Annotated in this window: 13 protein-coding genes and 2 pseudogenes; 8 read left to right on the top strand and 7 right to left on the bottom strand. The window is 72.4% G+C overall.

Annotation, left to right across the window (positions count from 1 at the left end):
• Nucleotides 1-103 precede the first annotated feature (103 nt).
• Both ACF1ED_RS23365 and ACF1ED_RS23370 read left to right on the top strand, forming a co-directional pair.
• Entirely contained in the window at nt 104-844 is a 741-nt protein-coding gene (locus ACF1ED_RS23365) for a DUF6879 family protein (protein ID WP_391763409.1), read from the top strand.
• Nucleotides 841-1,035 (top strand): annotated as a pseudogene (locus tag ACF1ED_RS23370) (helix-turn-helix domain-containing protein); the annotation flags it as partial. The gene ACF1ED_RS23365 and the pseudogene ACF1ED_RS23370, both read left to right, overlap by 4 nt.
• Nucleotides 1,036-1,179: 144 nt before the next feature.
• On the opposite strand, the gene ACF1ED_RS23375 reads toward ACF1ED_RS23370, so the two are convergent.
• On the bottom strand, nt 1,180-1,542 hold the full coding sequence (locus tag ACF1ED_RS23375) for a hypothetical protein (RefSeq protein ID WP_391763411.1): 363 nt from the start codon (nt 1,540-1,542) through the stop codon (nt 1,180-1,182).
• Between the two features lie 503 nt (nt 1,543-2,045).
• On the opposite strand from ACF1ED_RS23375, the pseudogene ACF1ED_RS23380 reads away from it, so the two are divergent.
• From ACF1ED_RS23380 to ACF1ED_RS23405, 6 genes and pseudogenes are all read left to right on the top strand, one after another.
• Nucleotides 2,046-2,219: pseudogene (locus ACF1ED_RS23380) on the top strand (winged helix-turn-helix domain-containing protein); the annotation flags it as partial.
• A gap of 93 nt (nt 2,220-2,312) precedes the next feature.
• A complete protein-coding gene (locus tag ACF1ED_RS23385; RefSeq protein ID WP_391763530.1) occupies nt 2,313-2,765 on the top strand; it encodes a nucleoside deaminase in 453 nt (150 codons plus the stop codon).
• A gap of 286 nt (nt 2,766-3,051) precedes the next feature.
• The gene (locus ACF1ED_RS23390; protein WP_391763413.1) at nt 3,052-5,112 is read left to right on the top strand and encodes a hypothetical protein; all 2,061 of its coding nucleotides are present in this window, start codon (nt 3,052-3,054) and stop codon (nt 5,110-5,112) included.
• 4 nt (nt 5,113-5,116) lie between these two features.
• Nucleotides 5,117-6,649 (top strand): ABC transporter substrate-binding protein, encoded by a 1,533-nt coding sequence (locus tag ACF1ED_RS23395; RefSeq protein ID WP_391763415.1) that lies wholly within the window; start codon nt 5,117-5,119, stop codon nt 6,647-6,649.
• 102 nt (nt 6,650-6,751) lie between these two features.
• Complete coding sequence (locus tag ACF1ED_RS23400) at nt 6,752-7,978, top strand: aromatic acid exporter family protein (protein WP_391763417.1); 1,227 nt, start codon at nt 6,752-6,754, stop codon at nt 7,976-7,978.
• Nucleotides 7,979-8,020: 42 nt separating this feature from the next.
• Nucleotides 8,021-9,505 (top strand): MFS transporter, encoded by a 1,485-nt coding sequence (locus ACF1ED_RS23405; protein WP_391763419.1) that lies wholly within the window; start codon nt 8,021-8,023, stop codon nt 9,503-9,505.
• Nucleotides 9,506-9,560: 55 nt separating this feature from the next.
• On the opposite strand, the gene ACF1ED_RS23410 is transcribed toward ACF1ED_RS23405, so the two are convergent.
• From ACF1ED_RS23410 to ACF1ED_RS23435, 6 genes are all read right to left on the bottom strand, one after another.
• Nucleotides 9,561-10,088: an SRPBCC family protein gene (locus tag ACF1ED_RS23410; RefSeq protein ID WP_391763421.1), complete on the bottom strand. Its 528-nt coding sequence runs from the start codon at nt 10,086-10,088 to the stop codon at nt 9,561-9,563.
• Nucleotides 10,089-10,125: 37 nt separating this feature from the next.
• The gene (ccsB, locus tag ACF1ED_RS23415) at nt 10,126-11,205 is read right to left on the bottom strand and encodes a c-type cytochrome biogenesis protein CcsB (protein WP_391763423.1); all 1,080 of its coding nucleotides are present in this window, start codon (nt 11,203-11,205) and stop codon (nt 10,126-10,128) included.
• Complete coding sequence (locus tag ACF1ED_RS23420) at nt 11,202-12,920, bottom strand: cytochrome c biogenesis protein ResB (RefSeq protein WP_391763425.1); 1,719 nt, start codon at nt 12,918-12,920, stop codon at nt 11,202-11,204. Before ACF1ED_RS23420 ends, ccsB begins: the two co-directional genes overlap by 4 nt.
• Nucleotides 12,921-12,923: 3 nt before the next feature.
• A complete protein-coding gene (locus tag ACF1ED_RS23425) occupies nt 12,924-13,661 on the bottom strand; it encodes a cytochrome c biogenesis CcdA family protein (RefSeq protein WP_391763427.1) in 738 nt (245 codons plus the stop codon).
• Between the two features lie 4 nt (nt 13,662-13,665).
• Nucleotides 13,666-14,280 (bottom strand): TlpA family protein disulfide reductase, encoded by a 615-nt coding sequence (locus tag ACF1ED_RS23430; protein ID WP_391763429.1) that lies wholly within the window; start codon nt 14,278-14,280, stop codon nt 13,666-13,668.
• Between the two features lie 77 nt (nt 14,281-14,357).
• Entirely contained in the window at nt 14,358-15,614 is a 1,257-nt protein-coding gene (locus ACF1ED_RS23435) for a hypothetical protein (RefSeq protein WP_391763431.1), read from the bottom strand.
• Between the last annotated feature and the right edge of the window lie 201 nt (nt 15,615-15,815).

Here is a 15,815-nt window from a genome sequence, read left to right on the forward strand (position 1 = left end):
GCGCGGGGCGTGAGCGGCGTGCGCGATTCCGCGCAATCCCGCCCCGCTCCGTGGCGCAGCCGCGCATCCTGGAGCCCCACCACCTGCCCAGGAAGGCTTGGACATGCCGCTCAGGTTCCTCGGTACGACCAGTGAGGACGGAGACTGCCCCACCCTGTACGAGATCGAGTCCACGGGCGACATCCTCGTGCAGGGGGAGCGCGTCACCGAACCCGCCCAACTCGCCGCGCTGCGTGACGTCAAGGAGTCCGAGACGTTCGTGTCCGTCCCGCGCGAGCTGCTCACCCGCTTCGCCCCACGTGCCGAGCCCCGCACGATGGTCCCCTTCTCGGACGTCGGCGCCCTCTTCGCCGAGTTCGAGTACACCGCCTGGCGCCTGGAGACCCGACGCGGTTACGCCACCGACCGTCACAGCCCGAAGTGGGCCCGCTGGAAAGCGGGGGCCGACATCTCTGCCGAGCCGCCCAATGCCTGGCGCGAGAACGTCCGCAGTCAGGTGGCAGCCGGCAAACGCTTCGAGCGGGTGCGCCTGGTCGACGAACCGCTCACCGAAGGACAGGAGTTCCTCCTCGTCACCGGTCTCGGCAACACCGCGGCCGGCGAGGACATCCGTAATCTCACCCGCGCGCAGGCGGAGCGACTGCGCCTGCCCGAGTACGACTTCTGGCTCTTCGGCTCCCGCGCCCTCGTCCGCTTCGTCTTCGACGAGGACGACACCACCCTCGGCGTCGTCGTCTCGGAGGACCCGGCCGAGGTCGACGCGGCCTGTCAGGTGCGGGACGCCGCCTGGCACCACGCTGTGCCCACCGTCGACCATGCGAAGCGGGTACGTTCCGGGGCGTGAGCGGTACCGACTTCCAGACCGGCCGGGAAGCCCTCGGCGCGCGGCTCCGCGAACTGCGCGCCGAAACCGAACTGAACGGCAAGGAACTCGCACAAAGCCTCGGCTGGCCCGCTTCCAAGGTGTCACGACTCCAGGCGGGAAGGCAGACCCCGTCGGTCAGCGGCCTGAGGGCATGGGCGCACGCGGTGGGACTACGAGCCCGCCACCTGGGCCGAACTCCTCAGGCAAGCCGGATTCACGGATGTCACGGCCGAGGTGATCGCTCCCCCGGCGGGAAAGCGCACGGGGACCCTGCTCGTGCGGGGCACCAGGGGCGGAAAGGACGCGTCGACCGCTCACACCAGGCCGTCGGCGTGACACGGGCACCCGCACGCCAGGTACCGCACCCCCGGTACGCCGCTGTCGCGGGGCGCGTGGTCACGGCAGCGGTCGTGGCGGCCGACGATGCAGCGGGGTGAGCGGAACTCGGGCTCCGGATCCGGCTCCGGCTCCGGGTCCGGCTCCGGCGTGAGGGCGCCGGCCGACAGGGTCGCGCTCACCGCGTCCGCGATCTCCGGTGTCACCCACCAGCCGTCACCCGCGCGGTCGCGGTGCAGGCCGTCGTGGTCGACGGCGAGGACGCAGACCGAGCCGCCCCACACGGGACGGACCGTCTCCGCGACGGCGTACACGGAGCGCCGGGCCCCGCAGCGGCTCATCGGGCGATCCCGGCGTGGATGTTCCGGCGGTCGACGTCGACCCCGACCGTGGCCAGCCACAACGTCCGGCGCCGCCGCCGCTGCACGGCCGCGAGGTAGGGGCGTTCCAGGGGCGACCGTGACCCGTCGAGGGGCCTCGCCTGTTCCTGGGCGTACGGAGACCGGCGGCGGGCGGGAGCGCGGTGGCGCGGGGCGGGGGCCGGGCGTGCCGGGCGGGTGCGGTGCCTGCCGGTAGGCGGCAGGGTCAGCACGAGGAGCCAGAGGAGGAGGGGGATCAGGGGGCGCGCGATAGGGTTCCGCACGTCATCAACTCCGGTAGTGGTTGGTGGCCGTGCCCCGGGGCCGGTTGCAGCGGTCGCCGGGGTCTTCTGTGCGTCACACACCGTAATCCGAGCTACACCTTGCTACATCGTGATGTAGCTAGATCCATCCATACGTGTCTTAGTATGACTATCTAGTGTTGACGCATGAGCCTTGACGCGCAGTCCGGACGCCCGCTGTACATGCAACTGGCAGACGTGATCGCAGCGAAGATCGCGAGCGGGGAGTACGCCCCCGACCGGATGGTCCCGGCACCGACTCGCCTCGCCGAGGAGTACGGCATCGCCGTACTGACCGCTCGCCGTGCCATACGGGAGCTGGCCGGACACGGTCTCGTCTACACCGTGCCCGGCAAGGGGTCCTACGTCACGCCGACCGGGAATGCCGCACCCCGCGCGCCGGGGGATCCCGGCACCCCGCGCGGGAAAGCCCCCCACACGCACTCCCCCCTGGACCACGAACAGGCGCGCCGCTGGCTCCGCACCGCCCTCGACGAGGCCCGTGCCGGGCTCGGTGAAGGGGGGATCCCCATCGGGGCCGCGCTCTACGGGGCCGACGGGGCGCTGCTCGGGCGGGGACGGAACCGGCGGGTGCAGGACGGGGATCCGGCCACGCACGCCGAGACCGCCGCCTTCCGGGCCGCCGGCCGGCAGCGCTCGTACCGGGGGACGACGATGGTGACGACGCTGTCGCCGTGCTGGTACTGCTCCGGCCTGGTGCGGCAGTTCGGGATCTCGCGGGTGGTCGTCGGGGAGGCGCGGACCTTCCACGGCGGGCACGACTGGCTCGCGGAGCACGGCGTCGAGGTCCTCGTGCTGGACGATCCCGAATGCGCCGCGCTCATGCGGGAGTTCATCCACGCCCGCCCGGACCTGTGGAACGAGGACATCGGCGACGGGTGACACCGCGCGGCCGTCCGCGATCGGCCCGGCCCGCGGCCCAGCGCCCCGGCCGCCGGTCGAGGAGCCCGAAGAGGAGCCGAGGAGACGAGGAGCCGACGCCGCCGGCGCACCCCCACGGGCGCCCGCCCGGGACCACCGCCCACGGCATCGGGTCCCACGGGTACCTGCGGGCGCAGCTCGACGCCGTCGCCACGGACCGACAACACCTCAGCAACAGACCCGAAAAGCCCCTCCAGTTACCAACACACGGTCGATATCCTTGAGTTGACTGCGACGGGGGTGGCGGGTGCACAGAGAGCTGTACGGCCGCGAGGCGGTCCTCGATCCGCGCGGGCTCGCCGCACGGCTCGTCGGACTGGGAGCGTACGGCCAGGGGCGGGTCCCCTTCGAGCACGGTGACGACCCGCCGGTCACCGTCTTCACCGGCGGGCGCGGCATGGGCAAGACCGTGCTGCTCAAGGAGGTCCGCAACCGCTACCGCGGCTTCACCCCGCTCGCGCTGCTCGACTGCGCCGCCGTCGAGGAGCCCGCCGACCACGGGGCCGGCTGGTCCCCCGTCACCGGGGCGCTGGGCGAGCTGGCCGTGCAGCTCGGCCTGCGCGGCGAGGCCGTCCGGGCCGTGCCCTTCCCGCGGCTCTCGCTCGGGCTCGTCGCCGTCACCTCGGTCGGCTGGACCCGGGACGACGACGAGCGGGCCCGCCGCGACCTGCTGCGGCTCGGGCCGCTGCTGGCCACCGTGGACGCCGGGCGGGCCGCCGCCGCCTCCTGGGTCGGCAAGGTCCTGGCCAAGCTGGCGGGCACCGCCGCCGAGGCCGGCGCGCCCTTCGCCGGGCTGATCGCGGAGGCGACCGTCGAGACGGTCGTCGAGGAGTTCTTCAGCCGGTTCAAGAAGGCGCCGGAGGACTGGTTCGGCGGTTACCGCAACGCCGGCGGGCGCGGCCGCGCCGGACTCCAGCAGCTCGCCGTCGACTTCGCGCAGGGCGGGCCGCGCCGCGAGGAGGCCGAGTCCTTCCTGGCGCTCACCCTCACCGAGGACCTGCTCCGCGCCTACACCGGACGGCACCTCGGCAGCCGCGTCGGCCGGCCCCTGCTGCTCCTCGACAACGCCCACGAACCCGTCGGCCGCGCCCTGGTCGAACCGATTCTGCGCGCCCGCTCCACCGGCCGCCGCGACCACACCGTCGTGCTCGCCGCCTCCCGGCCGCGCGAGCACGAGGCGCTGCGCCACGCCACCCGCCTCCGGCTGCCCGAGACCGCCCACCGGGCGCCCTGCCCCCGCACCTCCCGGGTCGGCTCCGGGCTCCTCGCCGTCGACCTCACCCCGCTCACCCCCACCCAGACCCGCGCCGCCTTCGACCGCCACGACCCGGAGGGCCGCGCGCCCGCCGCGCTCTCCCGGGCCGTCCACCGGCTCACCGGCGGCCGCCCGCTCGGCGTCGACCTGCTCGCCCGGGCCGCCGGCGAGACCCCGCCCGCCACCCGCGCCGCCCTCACCCCCGGCGACCTGCTCGACCTCGCCGTGGAACTCCGCGAGGACACCGCCCCCGTGCCGGTCGCCCCCGCCCTCCTGACCGCGCTGCTCCCGGTGACCCGGACGGGTCCGTACGCGGTGCTCGCCGCCGCCCACGACGAGGAGTCCGCCCGCCGCCTCGCCCAGGCCAGGCTGCCCGCCGAGTCCCTCGACGGCGACGTCGCCCTCCGGGTCCGCGACCGGCTGCGCGCCGAGCACTGGGCCGAGCACCCCGGCCGCTTCGTCGGCGACCCGCTGCTGCGCGCCCTGCTGCTGCACCGGCTCCGCTTCGAGGACGGCGACCACCCCGGCTACTCCGCGTGGCGGGCCGTCCACGAGACCCTCCGCCGCCACTACGGACCGCAGCCCGGCCCGTACCGGCTCCACCACGACCTGGCCCTCGGCGAGACCACCGAGGCCGTCGCCCACCTGCGGCTCACCTTCCCGGGGCCCGACGTCCTCGGCTGGCTGGGCGTGCTGCGGTTCGTCGCCGCCGCCCCCTATCCGCGCGAGCGGGGCCGCACCGGACCCGACCCGCGCCGGGCGATCGCGCTCGGCCAGGAGGCCGACCCGGCGCTCCCGGACGGCCTCGGCCCCGACGCCGCCGAACTGCACCTCTCCCTGCGGCGGCTGCTGCACGCCCTGTGGCTGCTCACCGATCCGCTCACCCTGCCCGACGAGGAGGTCGCCGACCGGCTGGCGTACGAACTGCGCCGGCTCTCCGGCCGCCACCTCACCGGCAGCGGCCCCCTGTGGGACGCGGCCGGCCACTGGCCGCGCGACATCCGCGCCTGGCGGGAGCCCTCGCTGCCGCCCGGACGCGAGGACGGAGTCTGACGCCATGCTCGACCGGCTGCGCCGCCGCTTCTTCTGGACACCCCGGCAGAAGCTCCTCAGCACCCTCGTCGCCACCTCCCTCGTCGTCGGACTCGGCGGCTGGGGCCTCTATGTGATCGCCCGACCGGAGGACCGTTCCTGCGCCCCCGGGGTGGCCCGGCCCGCGGGCAGCACCGAGTGCGTCGGCGTCGACGGCACCGGACACGACTTCCGCGTCCCCGCGCTCACCGCGATCACCACCGCCATCGGGCGGGAGAACGCCACCCTCAAGGCCGGCGAGTACGCCACCGTCGCCGTCCTGCTGCCGCTCACCGCCACCGACCCCGGCACCCGCGAGAAGATCCTCCGCGAGCTCCAGGGCGCCTACGCCTACCAGTACCGGGCCAACCACGAGTCCAACAGCGAGACCCCCAAGATCCGGCTCGTCCTCGCCAACACCGGCAACCGCAACGCCCACTGGCGCGCGGCCGTCGACCGGCTCGTCACCATGACCGGCGCCCCCGACCGGCTCCGCGCCGTCTCCGGCGTCGCCACCTCCTCCGCCGAGGTGCGGGAGGCGGTCACCGCCCTCACCGGCGCCGGGATCGCCGTCGTCGGCACCACCATCACCGCCGACGACCTCGCCAACGGCCCCGGCCGCGACCGCTTCCCCGGCCTGGCCCGGGTCTCCCCCACCAACAGCGACGAGGCGAAGGCCCTCGCCCACTTCGGCGAGGTCGACGCGGCCCGCGCCATCCTCGTCCAGGACTCCCGCACCGGCGACCACTACATCGACACCCTGCGGTCGGCCTTCACCGCCTCCCTCAAGGGCGCCCCCTACGAACCGCAGCTCTACACCTCCCCGAAGGACAACACCGAGGAGGGCACCACCGCCAACACCTTCCGCCAGATCACCCACCTGATCTGCGACACCCGCGCCGAGACCGTCTTCTTCGCCGGCCGCCACACCCAGCTGCGCCAGTTCGTCAACGCGCTGGGCTCCCGCGGCTGCGCCGACCGCGCCTTCACCGTCCTGACCGGCGACGAGGGCTCGTACCTCGGCGCCGACACCAAGCTCAACCGCGCGGCCCTCGGCAAGAAGCTGACCGTCCGGTACGCCGCCCTCGCCCACCCCGACGCCTGGAAGCCCGGGGCGGGCCGGACGGTGCCGGGGACCGGCGGCTCGGTCGTCGCCTTCGAGACCTTCCTGACCGACATCGCCCGCGCCGACCCGAAGCCGATACCGCTGCGCGACGGGCAGGCGATCATCGCGTACGACGCCATGGCCACGGCCGTCCACGCCATCCGCCAGGCCACCCCCGCCGACGCCCCCTACCCCGAGCTCGCCGACGTCGGCACCCAGTGGCCGCAGGTCAAGGGCTCGCTGCGGGTCGAGGGCGCGAGCGGCTGGATCTGCCTCGACAACCACGGCAACCCGTACAACAAGGCCGTGCCCATCGTGGAGCTGGCCCCCGACGGCACCCAGCGCTTCGTCCGGACCGCCTGGCCCGAGGGCGCGCCCCCGGCGACGAGCTGCCTGCCACCTAAGCGGGGGTGATCCCTCGCCCGCCCGGACGCACCCGCGCATGAGCGCGGGGCCGTCCGGGCAGGCGGTCGTCCTAGAGGGCCCTCCGGGGCGGCCGACGGGACGAGGTGGCACGTGGCACGCGAGGGCGGACGGCACGACCGGGACGACGGACCGCTCGCGCGCCTGCGCCGGGACCCCTTCGCCGTGCAGACCGTGCGGTCCACGGCGGCGGCCACCCTCAGCTACGTGGTCGCGCTCCGGCTCAGCAGCGAGCCGGTCCCCCTCACCGCGCCCCTCACCGCGCTCCTGGTCGTCCAGGTCACGCTCTACTCCACCCTGACCACCAGCCTCCGCCGGGTGAACTCGGTCGTCGTCGGCGTCCTCATCGCCATCGCGTTCAGCGTCGTCGTCGGCCTGTCCTGGTGGAGCCTCGCCCTGGTCATCCTGGCCTCGCTGCTCGTCGGACGGCTCGTCCGGGTCGAGGAGTTCGTCCCCGAGGTCGCCATCAGCGCCATGCTCGTCCTCGGCGTCACCCAGGTCTCCGACACCGCCTGGGACCGGGTCCTGGAGACCCTCATCGGCGCCGTCGTCGGCATGCTCTTCAACCTCTTCCTCGTCCCGCCCGTCTGGGTCGACACGGCCGGCGAATCCATCGAGGACCTCGCCCGGCGGATGCGCCTGCTGCTCCTCGACGTGGCGGACGAGTTCACCGGCGCGCCGCCCGTCGAGCAGGCCGCCGAGCGCCTGCACGAGGCCCGCCGCCTCGACAACGACGTCGCCGACGTCGACGGGGCGCTGCGCACCGCCGAGGACAGCCTGCGGCTGAACCCCCGCGTCAAGGAGGGCCTCCTCCACAGCGTCGTCCTGCGCACCGGCCTCGACACCCTGGAGATCTGCGCCGTCGTCCTGCGGGTCCTCGCCCGCACCCTCACCGACCTGGCGAAACACCGCGAGGGGGGCACGCTCCTGCCGGACCGGGCCGCCCTCGCCGTCCGGGAGACCGCCCAGTACACCGCCGACGCCCTCGTCAGCTTCGCCGTCCTCGTCACCGCCCGGGGCAGCGAGGCCGCCGAGGCCGCGGAGACCCGCCTGGCGGGCGAGCTGCGGGCCGCCCGCGCCTGCCGGGACGACGCCGCCGAACGCCTCCTGGCCCTCGCCCTCGCCGACCCCGGCCGCTGGCAGCTGTACGGGGCGCTGCTCGCCGAGGTCGACCGGGTCCTGGACGAACTCGACCCCGAGCACCGGGGCCGCCGGCTCATGGAGGAGCTGGACCGGCGGGTCCGCGAGCGCCGCGACCGCCGCGCCCGGCTCACCCTCCGCGACCGGTGGAACCCCCGCCGGACCCGCACCGGCGGATGACCACCCGCGGCGGTACACCCGCCCGGCGACGAGAGGAGAACCATGAGCGCGCCGTCTTCCGTGCCCGCCGGGACGGACACGGTCACCACCGCCGTACCGGCCCGGCTCGACCGCCTTCCCTGGTCCCGCTGGCACTGGATGATCGTCATCGGCCTCGGCACCGTCTGGATCCTCGACGGCCTCGAGGTCACCATCGTCGGCAACGTCGCCGGCCGGCTGGCCGAGGAGGGCAGCGGACTCGACATCACCGCGGCCCAGGTCACCGGCGTGGCCGCCGCCCTCTACGTGGCGGGCGCCTGCTCGGGCGCGCTGTTCTTCGGATGGCTGACCGACCGCTACGGCCGCAAGAAACTGTTCATGATCACCCTGGTCGTCTACCTCGGCGCCACGGCGATGACCGCCCTGTCCTTCGAGTCCTGGTGGTTCTTCCTCTTCCGCTTCCTCACCGGTTTCGGCATCGGCGGCGAGTACGCGGCCATCAACTCGGCGATCGACGAGCTGATCCCGTCCCTCTACCGGGGCCGGGTCGACCTGATCATCAACGGCAGCTACTGGCTGGGCGCCATCGGCGGCGCCCTGCTGTCGATCGTCATGCTGGACACCGACATCTTCCCGAAGGACCTCGGCTGGCGGCTCAGCTTCGCCCTCGGCGTCGTCCTCGGCCTGGTCATCCTGCTGGTGCGCCGGCACGTGCCGGAGAGTCCACGCTGGCAGTTCATCCACGGGCACGGCGAGGAGGCCGACGCGCTGGTCGCCTCCGTGGAGAAGGAGATCGAGGCGGAGAAGGGCGAGAAGCTGCCGCCGCCGGCCGGCGAGATCACCATCCACCAGCGCAAGAGCATCGGTTTCGGCACGATCGCCAGGACCGTCTTCGGCCGCTACCCGCGCCGCGCCGTCCTCGGCCTGTCGCTCTTCATCGGCCAGGCGTTCCTCTACAACGCCATCACCTTCGGCTTCGGCACCATCCTCATCACCTTCTTCGACGTGCCGACCGGCAGCACCGGCTACTACTTCGCGGTGATCGCGGCGGGCAACTTCCTGGGACCGCTGCTGCTCGGCCGGCTCTTCGACACCGTCGGCCGCCGGATCATGATCTCCAGCACCTACCTGCTGTCGGGCCTGCTGCTCTTCGGCACCGCCTGGCTCTTCGACCGCGGCTCGCTGTCCGCGACGACCCTGACGGCCTGCTGGTGCGTCGTGCTGTTCTTCGCGTCGACGGGCGCCTCCAGCGCCTATCTGACCGTCTCCGAGATCTTCCCGATGGAGACCCGCGCGATGGCCATCGCCTTCTTCTACGCGCTGGGCACGGCGGCGGGCGGCATCAGCGGCCCGCTGGTCTTCGCCGAGCTGACGGAGTCGGGCGTGGTCGGCGACACGGTGCTGGCCTTCCAGATCGGCGCCGCGCTGATGTGCGCGGCGGGCGTCGTGGCGGCCTTCCTGGCGGTCGACGCGGAGCGCCGCTCGCTGGAGGACATCGCCGAACCGCTCTCGGCCGTCCGGGACGCGACGGACTCCCGCCGGGACTGACGCCCGCGGCCGGACGGGGGCGCGACGCCCGGGGACGCGGCCCGGGGACGTACCGCTACGGCACCCACTTCGGCCAGGGGGCCGTGTCCCGGGCGTACAGTTCCCACAGCTCGCTCCAGCGGCCCGTCGTCCACTGCCGCCAGTCCGTCGGGCGGCCGTCCAGCGCGTCGCCCAGCCGCTCGAAGTGGTCGTGCCAGCCGGCCAGGCAGTCGAGGAGCAGGTCCCGGTCGCCGTGGAACTCGTTGGTGAAACGCAGCACGGTCGACGCCCCGCCGGCGGCCGGTTCCAGATGGAACCGGATCCGTCCGTGCGGGGCGCCGACCGTGTACTCGGCCACGTGGTCCGGGTCCCAGGCGGTCACCCGCCCCGAGACCTCGGTGTCGCCGTTCAGCCAGCGGAGGACGACCTGCCCGCCGAGCCGCGGCTCCAGCGGGTCCGCCGCGCACAGCCAGGACGGCAGCCCCTCGGGCGAGGCGACCCTCGCCCAGACCGCCGCCTGCGGGTGCGGCAGCTCGAACGCGTACCGCAGCAGGTGCGCGTCGCCGTCGTGGGTCTCGCTCCTGCCCCGGGGTATCTCGGTCATACCTCCAGCGTGGCCCCCCGAGGGGGGCCGTGCCAGCTCAGACGCCCGCGTAGGAGTGCTTGCTGCTGACGAAGATGTTCACGCCGTAGTAGTTGAAGAGGAAGCAGGCGAAGGCGATGAGCGCGATGTACGCGGCCTTGCGGCCCTTCCAGCCGGCGGTGGCGCGGGCGTGCAGGTAGGCGGCGTAGCCGACCCACGTGATGAAGGACCAGACCTCCTTGGCGTCCCAGCCCCAGTAGCGGCCCCACGCGTCGCCGGCCCAGATGGCGCCCGCGATGATCGTGAAGGTCCAGAGCGGGAAGATCGCGGCGTTGACCCGGTAGGAGAACTTGTCGAGGGAGGTCGCGGAGGGCAGCCGCTCCAGCACGGACCGGGCGAAGGCGCCGGGCTGTCCGCCGGTGGCGAGCTTGTTCTCGTACGAGTCTCGGAAGAGGTACAGCAGGGTGGCGACCGCGCCGAGGTAGAAGACGGCGCCGCAGAAGATGGCGGTGGAGACGTGGATCCACAGCCAGTACGAGTCGAGCGCCGGCACCAGCTGGTCGCTCTCGGTGTACAGCCAGGTGGTGGCGAGGCCCAGGTCGAGCAGGACCGTGGTCACCAGCGGGAGGCCGATCCAGCGGACGTTCTTCTTGGCGAGCAGGAAGCCGAGGTAGGTGCCGACCGCCACCGTGGAGAAGGTGGTGGAGAACTCGTACATGTTGCCCCAGGGGGCGCGCTGCACGGCCATCGCCCGGGAGACCACTCCGGCCGCCTCCAGGGCGAAGGCGAGGACCGTGAGCGAGACGGCGATCCGGCCGTACAGGTCGCCCTTGACGGTGCCGCCGGCGGCACCGGGGCCGTCGGGGACGTCACGGGCGCCGGAGGCGGACCGGGTGACGACCTTCGGCCGGTCCAGGACGGTGGTGCCCCCGGCCCCCTTGACCTGGACGGTCACCGTGGCGGGCTCGGTGGCGGCCCCGGTCAGCGCGGCGGCGGTGCGGCCGACCTTGCTGCGGCTGCCCAGGACCCACTCGGCGATGTGGGCCAGGAAGGCCAGCGTGTACACGGCCATCGAGGCGTAGACGAGCTCGTTGCTGAGCGTCGCCAGGCTCTCGTTGGTCTCGGCGGCGAGGATCACTTCTCGGCCCCTTCTGATGCTTCTGCTTCGGCTTCGGCAGGTTCCGGCGCCTGGGGCGCCTGGGCGGTGAGCGCGACCGCGAGATCGGCGAGCTCCTCGGGCAGCTTGGCGGACTCGCTGCGGCCGAGGCCCGCCATCTCGACGACGGTCGTGCCGTCCTCGCCGCGGACGGCGCGGACCCAGATCCGGCGCCGCTGGATGAAGAGCGAACCGGTGAGTCCGGCGATCGCGGCGACCGCGCCGGTGAGGGCGAGGCCGTTGCCCGGCTGCTGCGAGACCTGGAAGCTCGCCCACTCCTTGATGTCCTTCTCGAAGGTGATCGAGCCGGCGCCGTCGGGCAGGGTCATGGTCTCGCCGGGCAGCATCCGCTTGGCGACCCCGGTGCCCTCGTCGAGCTTGAACTGGGTCATCTTGGAGAGGTCCAGCTGGTACACGTTCTGCGGCAGGCCGGAGTTGACGCGCAGGTCGCCGTGGTAGCCGGAGAGGGCCATGGCGGGGAAGTCGAGCGCGGGGAACTGGGAGAACATGTCGCCCTGACCGGCTCCGGCGAAGGTCGGCACGAAGAACGCGTTGAAGCCCAGCTGCTCCGGCTTGCCGTTCTTGTCGCGGTAGCCGTCCATCACCTTGATCGCGCCGCGGGAGGTGAGGTTGTTGTCGAGGGGCAGCAGCGGGACCGCGCCGCGGAAGACGACCTCCCCCCGGCCGTCCTTGACGGTGACGACCGGCGCGTAGCCGTGGGCGATCAGGTAGACCTTGGAGTCGCCGATCTCCAGCGGCTCGTTGACCCGGATGACCGCCTTCTTGTCCGTGCCGTCGCCCTGGGTGTAGGTGACGGCGGCCTCGAAGGTGCGGGGGGTGCCGCGCTGCGGGCCGCTCTTCTCGTAGGTGCCGGTGAAGCTGTCCAGGGTGAAGCTGAACGGTTCGAGCTCGTCGACGCCGAACTGGGAGCCGGACTTGAAGTCGTCGTACTGGGTGAGCGTGTTGGAGAAGCCGTCGCCCTCGACGACGAGCTTGCCGCCCTCGGACTTGAAGAGCTGGCCCCAGGCGAAGGCCACCAGCATCACGATGAGCGCGAGGTGGAAGAGCAGGTTGCCGGCCTCGCGGAGGTAGCCCTTCTCGGCGGCGACCGAGCCTCCCGTCGTACGGGCCCGGAAGCGGCGGCCCTTGAGGACGGCGAGGGCCGCCTCGTGGACCTCCTCGGGGGCGGCCTCGGTGCGCCAGGTCGTGTACGCGGGCAGGCGGGTGAGCCGCTTGGGGGCGCCCGGCGGCAGGCCGCGGAGCTGGCCGACGAACTGCAAGGTGCGCGGGACGATGCAGCCGATGAGGGAGACGAAGAGCAGGATGTAGATCGCGGAGAACCACACCGAGCTGTAGACGTCGAAGAGCTGGAGCTTCTCGTAGAGCGGGGTGAGGGTCTCGTGCGCCTTCTTGAAGTCGGCGACCTTCATCTCGTCCGCGCTGGTCTGCGGGATGAGGGAGCCGGGGACGGCGCCGAGGGAGAGCAGGAAGAGCAGGATCAGCGCCACCCGCATGGAGGTGAGCTGGCGCCAGAACCAGCGGATCCAGCCGACGACCCCGAGGGTGGGGCCGCCGGTGGTCTCGGTGCCGGTGTCCTCCCGGGGCGCGGTGGAGAGGTCCGCGCCGGCGGCCTCGTCACCGGGCGCGGGATTCGCGTCGGCCGCGTCGGTCGTGTCCGTCGTGTCGGTCTTGCTCATGGATCAGATTCCCACCGTGAAACCGCTGGACCAGCCCTGCATCGTGGAGACCATGCTGTCCCAGACGCCTGTGAGCAGGAGGACACCGGTGACGATCATCATGCCGCCGCCGATCCGCATGACCCACACGTAGTGCTTCTTCACCCAGCCGAACGCTCCGAGGGCCTTGCGGAACGCGATGGCGGCGAGGACGAAGGGGACGCCGAGGCCGAGGCAGTAGGCGAGGGCCAGTATGGCCCCGCGTCCGGCGCTGGCCTGTTCGAGGGCGAGCGCGTTGACCGAGGCGAGGGTCGGGCCGATGCACGGGGTCCAGCCGATGCCGAAGAGCGCGCCGAGGACGGGCGCGCCGAGGAGTCCGGCGACGGGCTTCCGGTGGAAGCGGAACTCGCGCTGGGTGAACCACGGCATCAGCCCGGCGAAGAAGAGCCCCATGAGGATCATGAAGACGCCGAGGATCGTGCTCAGCGTCCCGCTGTACTCCTGGAGCGTGGCGCCGAAGTAGCCGAAGAGGGCGCCGCCGGAGACGAAGACGGCGGTGAAGCCGGCGACGAAGAGGACGGCGCCGGCGGTCATCCGGCCGCGGCGGCTGTCGGCGAGGTCGGTGCCGGAGACGCCGGTGACGTACGACAGGTAGCCGGGGACGAGCGGGAGCACGCAGGGCGAGAAGAAGGAGACCAGGCCGGCCAGGAGGGCGACGGGGACGGCGAGCAGCAGGGCTCCGCTGGTGACGGTCTCGTTCACCGGCTCACTTCTCCTTGAGAAGCGGGTCGATCATGGAGCGGAGCTTGGTCTCGTCGACGGCCATGAGCGCGCGGGCGGCGATCTTGCCCTCCTTGTCGAGGACGACGGTGGAGGGGATGCCCTTGGGGCTGAGGGTGCCCTTGGGGAAGCCGAAGAGGATCAGCTTGCCGTCCCGGTCGTAGAGGCTCGGGTAGGGCACCTCGTAGTCGGCCTCGAAGGCGAGCGCCTGCTGCTTGTTGGCGTCGCGGGTGTTGAGGCCGACGAAGGCCACGTCCTGGCCCTTGAGGTCGTTGGCGGCCTTCACGAAGTGGGGGGCCTCGGCGCGGCAGGGGCCGCACCAGGAGCCCCAGACGTTGAGGACGACGACCTTGCCCTTGAGGTCGGCGACGTCGAGCTTCTCGCCCTCCAGCGTCTCGCCGGCGATCGTGTTGATGCCGGCGCGCTCGCCCTTGGGGACGGTGGAGATGCCGCCCTTGCTGGTGACGAAGTTGGTGTTGCCTCCGCCGGAGGTGCCGTTGTCGTCGCCGCCGCAGGCGGAGAGCACGAGGGCGGCGGACAGCACGCCGACGGCGGCGAGGGCGCGTCGGGGGGCAGGACGGAGGCCACGGCTAAGGCTCATGTGAAAAGTTTCGCATGGGCGTTTGGGGGATCTTGGGCACCCCCCTACGTGCCCGTAACGCCCCTTGTCAAGATCGTCTAAGCGGCTTTGAGATAGCCGGCCCAGCCGCCGGCCGGCTTCTGGCCCACGTCGAGGCCGCGCAGGCGGGCGAGGATCGCCGGGTCCTGGACGTCCATCCAGTCCGTGAACTGGCGGAACGAGACGAGCCGGACGTCCTTCTTCCCGGCCATCGCCTTGATCGCCTCCTCGACGGCGTCCATGTAGATGCCGCCGTTCCACTGCTCGAAGTGGTTGCCGACGAAGAAGGGGGCGCGGTTGGTCTCGTACGCGCGCGTGAAGCCGCCGATCAGCGCGTCGGTGGCCTGCTTGCGCCAGCCGGGATAGCGGGAGGGCATGCCCTTGGTGCTGTTCTTGGACTGGTTCGCCAGCATGTTGTAGTCCATGGACAGCACTTCGAAGGAGTGTCCGGGGAAGGGCACGGCCTGGAGCGGGAAGTCCCAGATCCCCTTGCGCTTGACGGGCCAGGTCTGGCGGCCGCCGGGGGAGCTGGCGTCGTAGCGCCAGCCGAGGCGCTTGGCGGTGGGCAGCAGGTTGTCCTGGCCGAGGAGGCAGGGGGTGCGGCCGCCGACGAGTTCCTTGGAGTAGTCGAAGGGCAGCGGGTCGAGGTCGGTCCAGCCGCTGTTGGTCTTCCACTCGGTGACGAACTTCACGGCCTGGTCGATCTCGCTCTGCCACTGGGCCGGGGTCCAGTTGCCGACCGAGCCGGAGCCGCCGCAGAAGTGCCCGTTGAAGTGGGTGCCGATCTCGTGCCCGTCGAGCCAGGCCTGGCGGACGTTCTTGAGGGTGTCCTTGATGTGCGCGTCGGTGAGGTAGCCGATGTCGGAGGCGCCGACGCGGTTGTTCGGCGGCCGGTAGAGGTCCTTCTTGGACTCGGGCAGCAGGTAGATGCCGGAGAGGAAGAAGGTCATGGCCGCGTCGTGGTTGCGGGCCAGTTCGAGGAAGCGGGGGAAGAGGCCGTTGCCGACCTCGCCGGCGCCGTCCCAGGAGAAGACCACGAACTGCGGAGGGGTCTGGCCCGGTTCGAGCGGGACGGGGGTGTCGGGCTGGTGCGGCTGCTTGCCGGTGTCGGCGGTGGAACCGTCGCCGATGAGGCGGACGTCGTCCTTGGTCGGGGCCGGGGTGGTGGGGTCGGTGCCGCCCGAGGGGGCGCCCCCCTTGTCCGGTCCGGAACTGCCCGTGCCGCCCTTGCCGTTGTCGCTGCACCCGGCGACGCCCAGGGCCGCGGCGGCCCCGACACCCGCTCCGAGAAGGCTCCTTCGACTGAACCCGCGCATGACATCCCCATTCACACTGAGACGCAAAACATCATCCAAACCGACAATGAGTGAGATGCAGGGAGGAACACGGAGGTTCCGGCAAATCGCACAAAAATTTCAGGGCGGTCGGAGAGTGACCACTCTCCGACCGCCCTGACGATGTCCCGTCAAGCGGCCCCTGTCCAGTGGGCGCCCCGCCGGACGCCGCCCGGCGGGCCC

Source organism: Streptomyces sp. NPDC014656 (assembly GCF_043084305.1).
Taxonomy (GTDB): domain Bacteria; phylum Actinomycetota; class Actinomycetes; order Streptomycetales; family Streptomycetaceae; genus Streptomyces.

What these genes read in the sequence shown, in the direction of transcription:
- ACF1ED_RS23365 (WP_391763409.1), top strand. Translation starts at nt 104, where the DNA reads ATGCCGCTCAGGTTCCTCGGTACGACCAGTGAGGACGGAGACTGCCCC.
- ACF1ED_RS23375 (WP_391763411.1), bottom strand. Translation starts at nt 1,542, where the DNA reads ATGAGCCGCTGCGGGGCCCGGCGCTCCGTGTACGCCGTCGCGGAGACG.
- ACF1ED_RS23395 (WP_391763415.1), top strand. Translation starts at nt 5,117, where the DNA reads ATGCTCGACCGGCTGCGCCGCCGCTTCTTCTGGACACCCCGGCAGAAG.
- ACF1ED_RS23405 (WP_391763419.1), top strand. Translation starts at nt 8,021, where the DNA reads ATGAGCGCGCCGTCTTCCGTGCCCGCCGGGACGGACACGGTCACCACC.
- ACF1ED_RS23410 (WP_391763421.1), bottom strand. Translation starts at nt 10,088, where the DNA reads ATGACCGAGATACCCCGGGGCAGGAGCGAGACCCACGACGGCGACGCG.
- ACF1ED_RS23420 (WP_391763425.1), bottom strand. Translation starts at nt 12,920, where the DNA reads ATGAGCAAGACCGACACGACGGACACGACCGACGCGGCCGACGCGAAT.
- ACF1ED_RS23430 (WP_391763429.1), bottom strand. Translation starts at nt 14,280, where the DNA reads ATGAGCCTTAGCCGTGGCCTCCGTCCTGCCCCCCGACGCGCCCTCGCC.
- ACF1ED_RS23435 (WP_391763431.1), bottom strand. Translation starts at nt 15,614, where the DNA reads ATGCGCGGGTTCAGTCGAAGGAGCCTTCTCGGAGCGGGTGTCGGGGCC.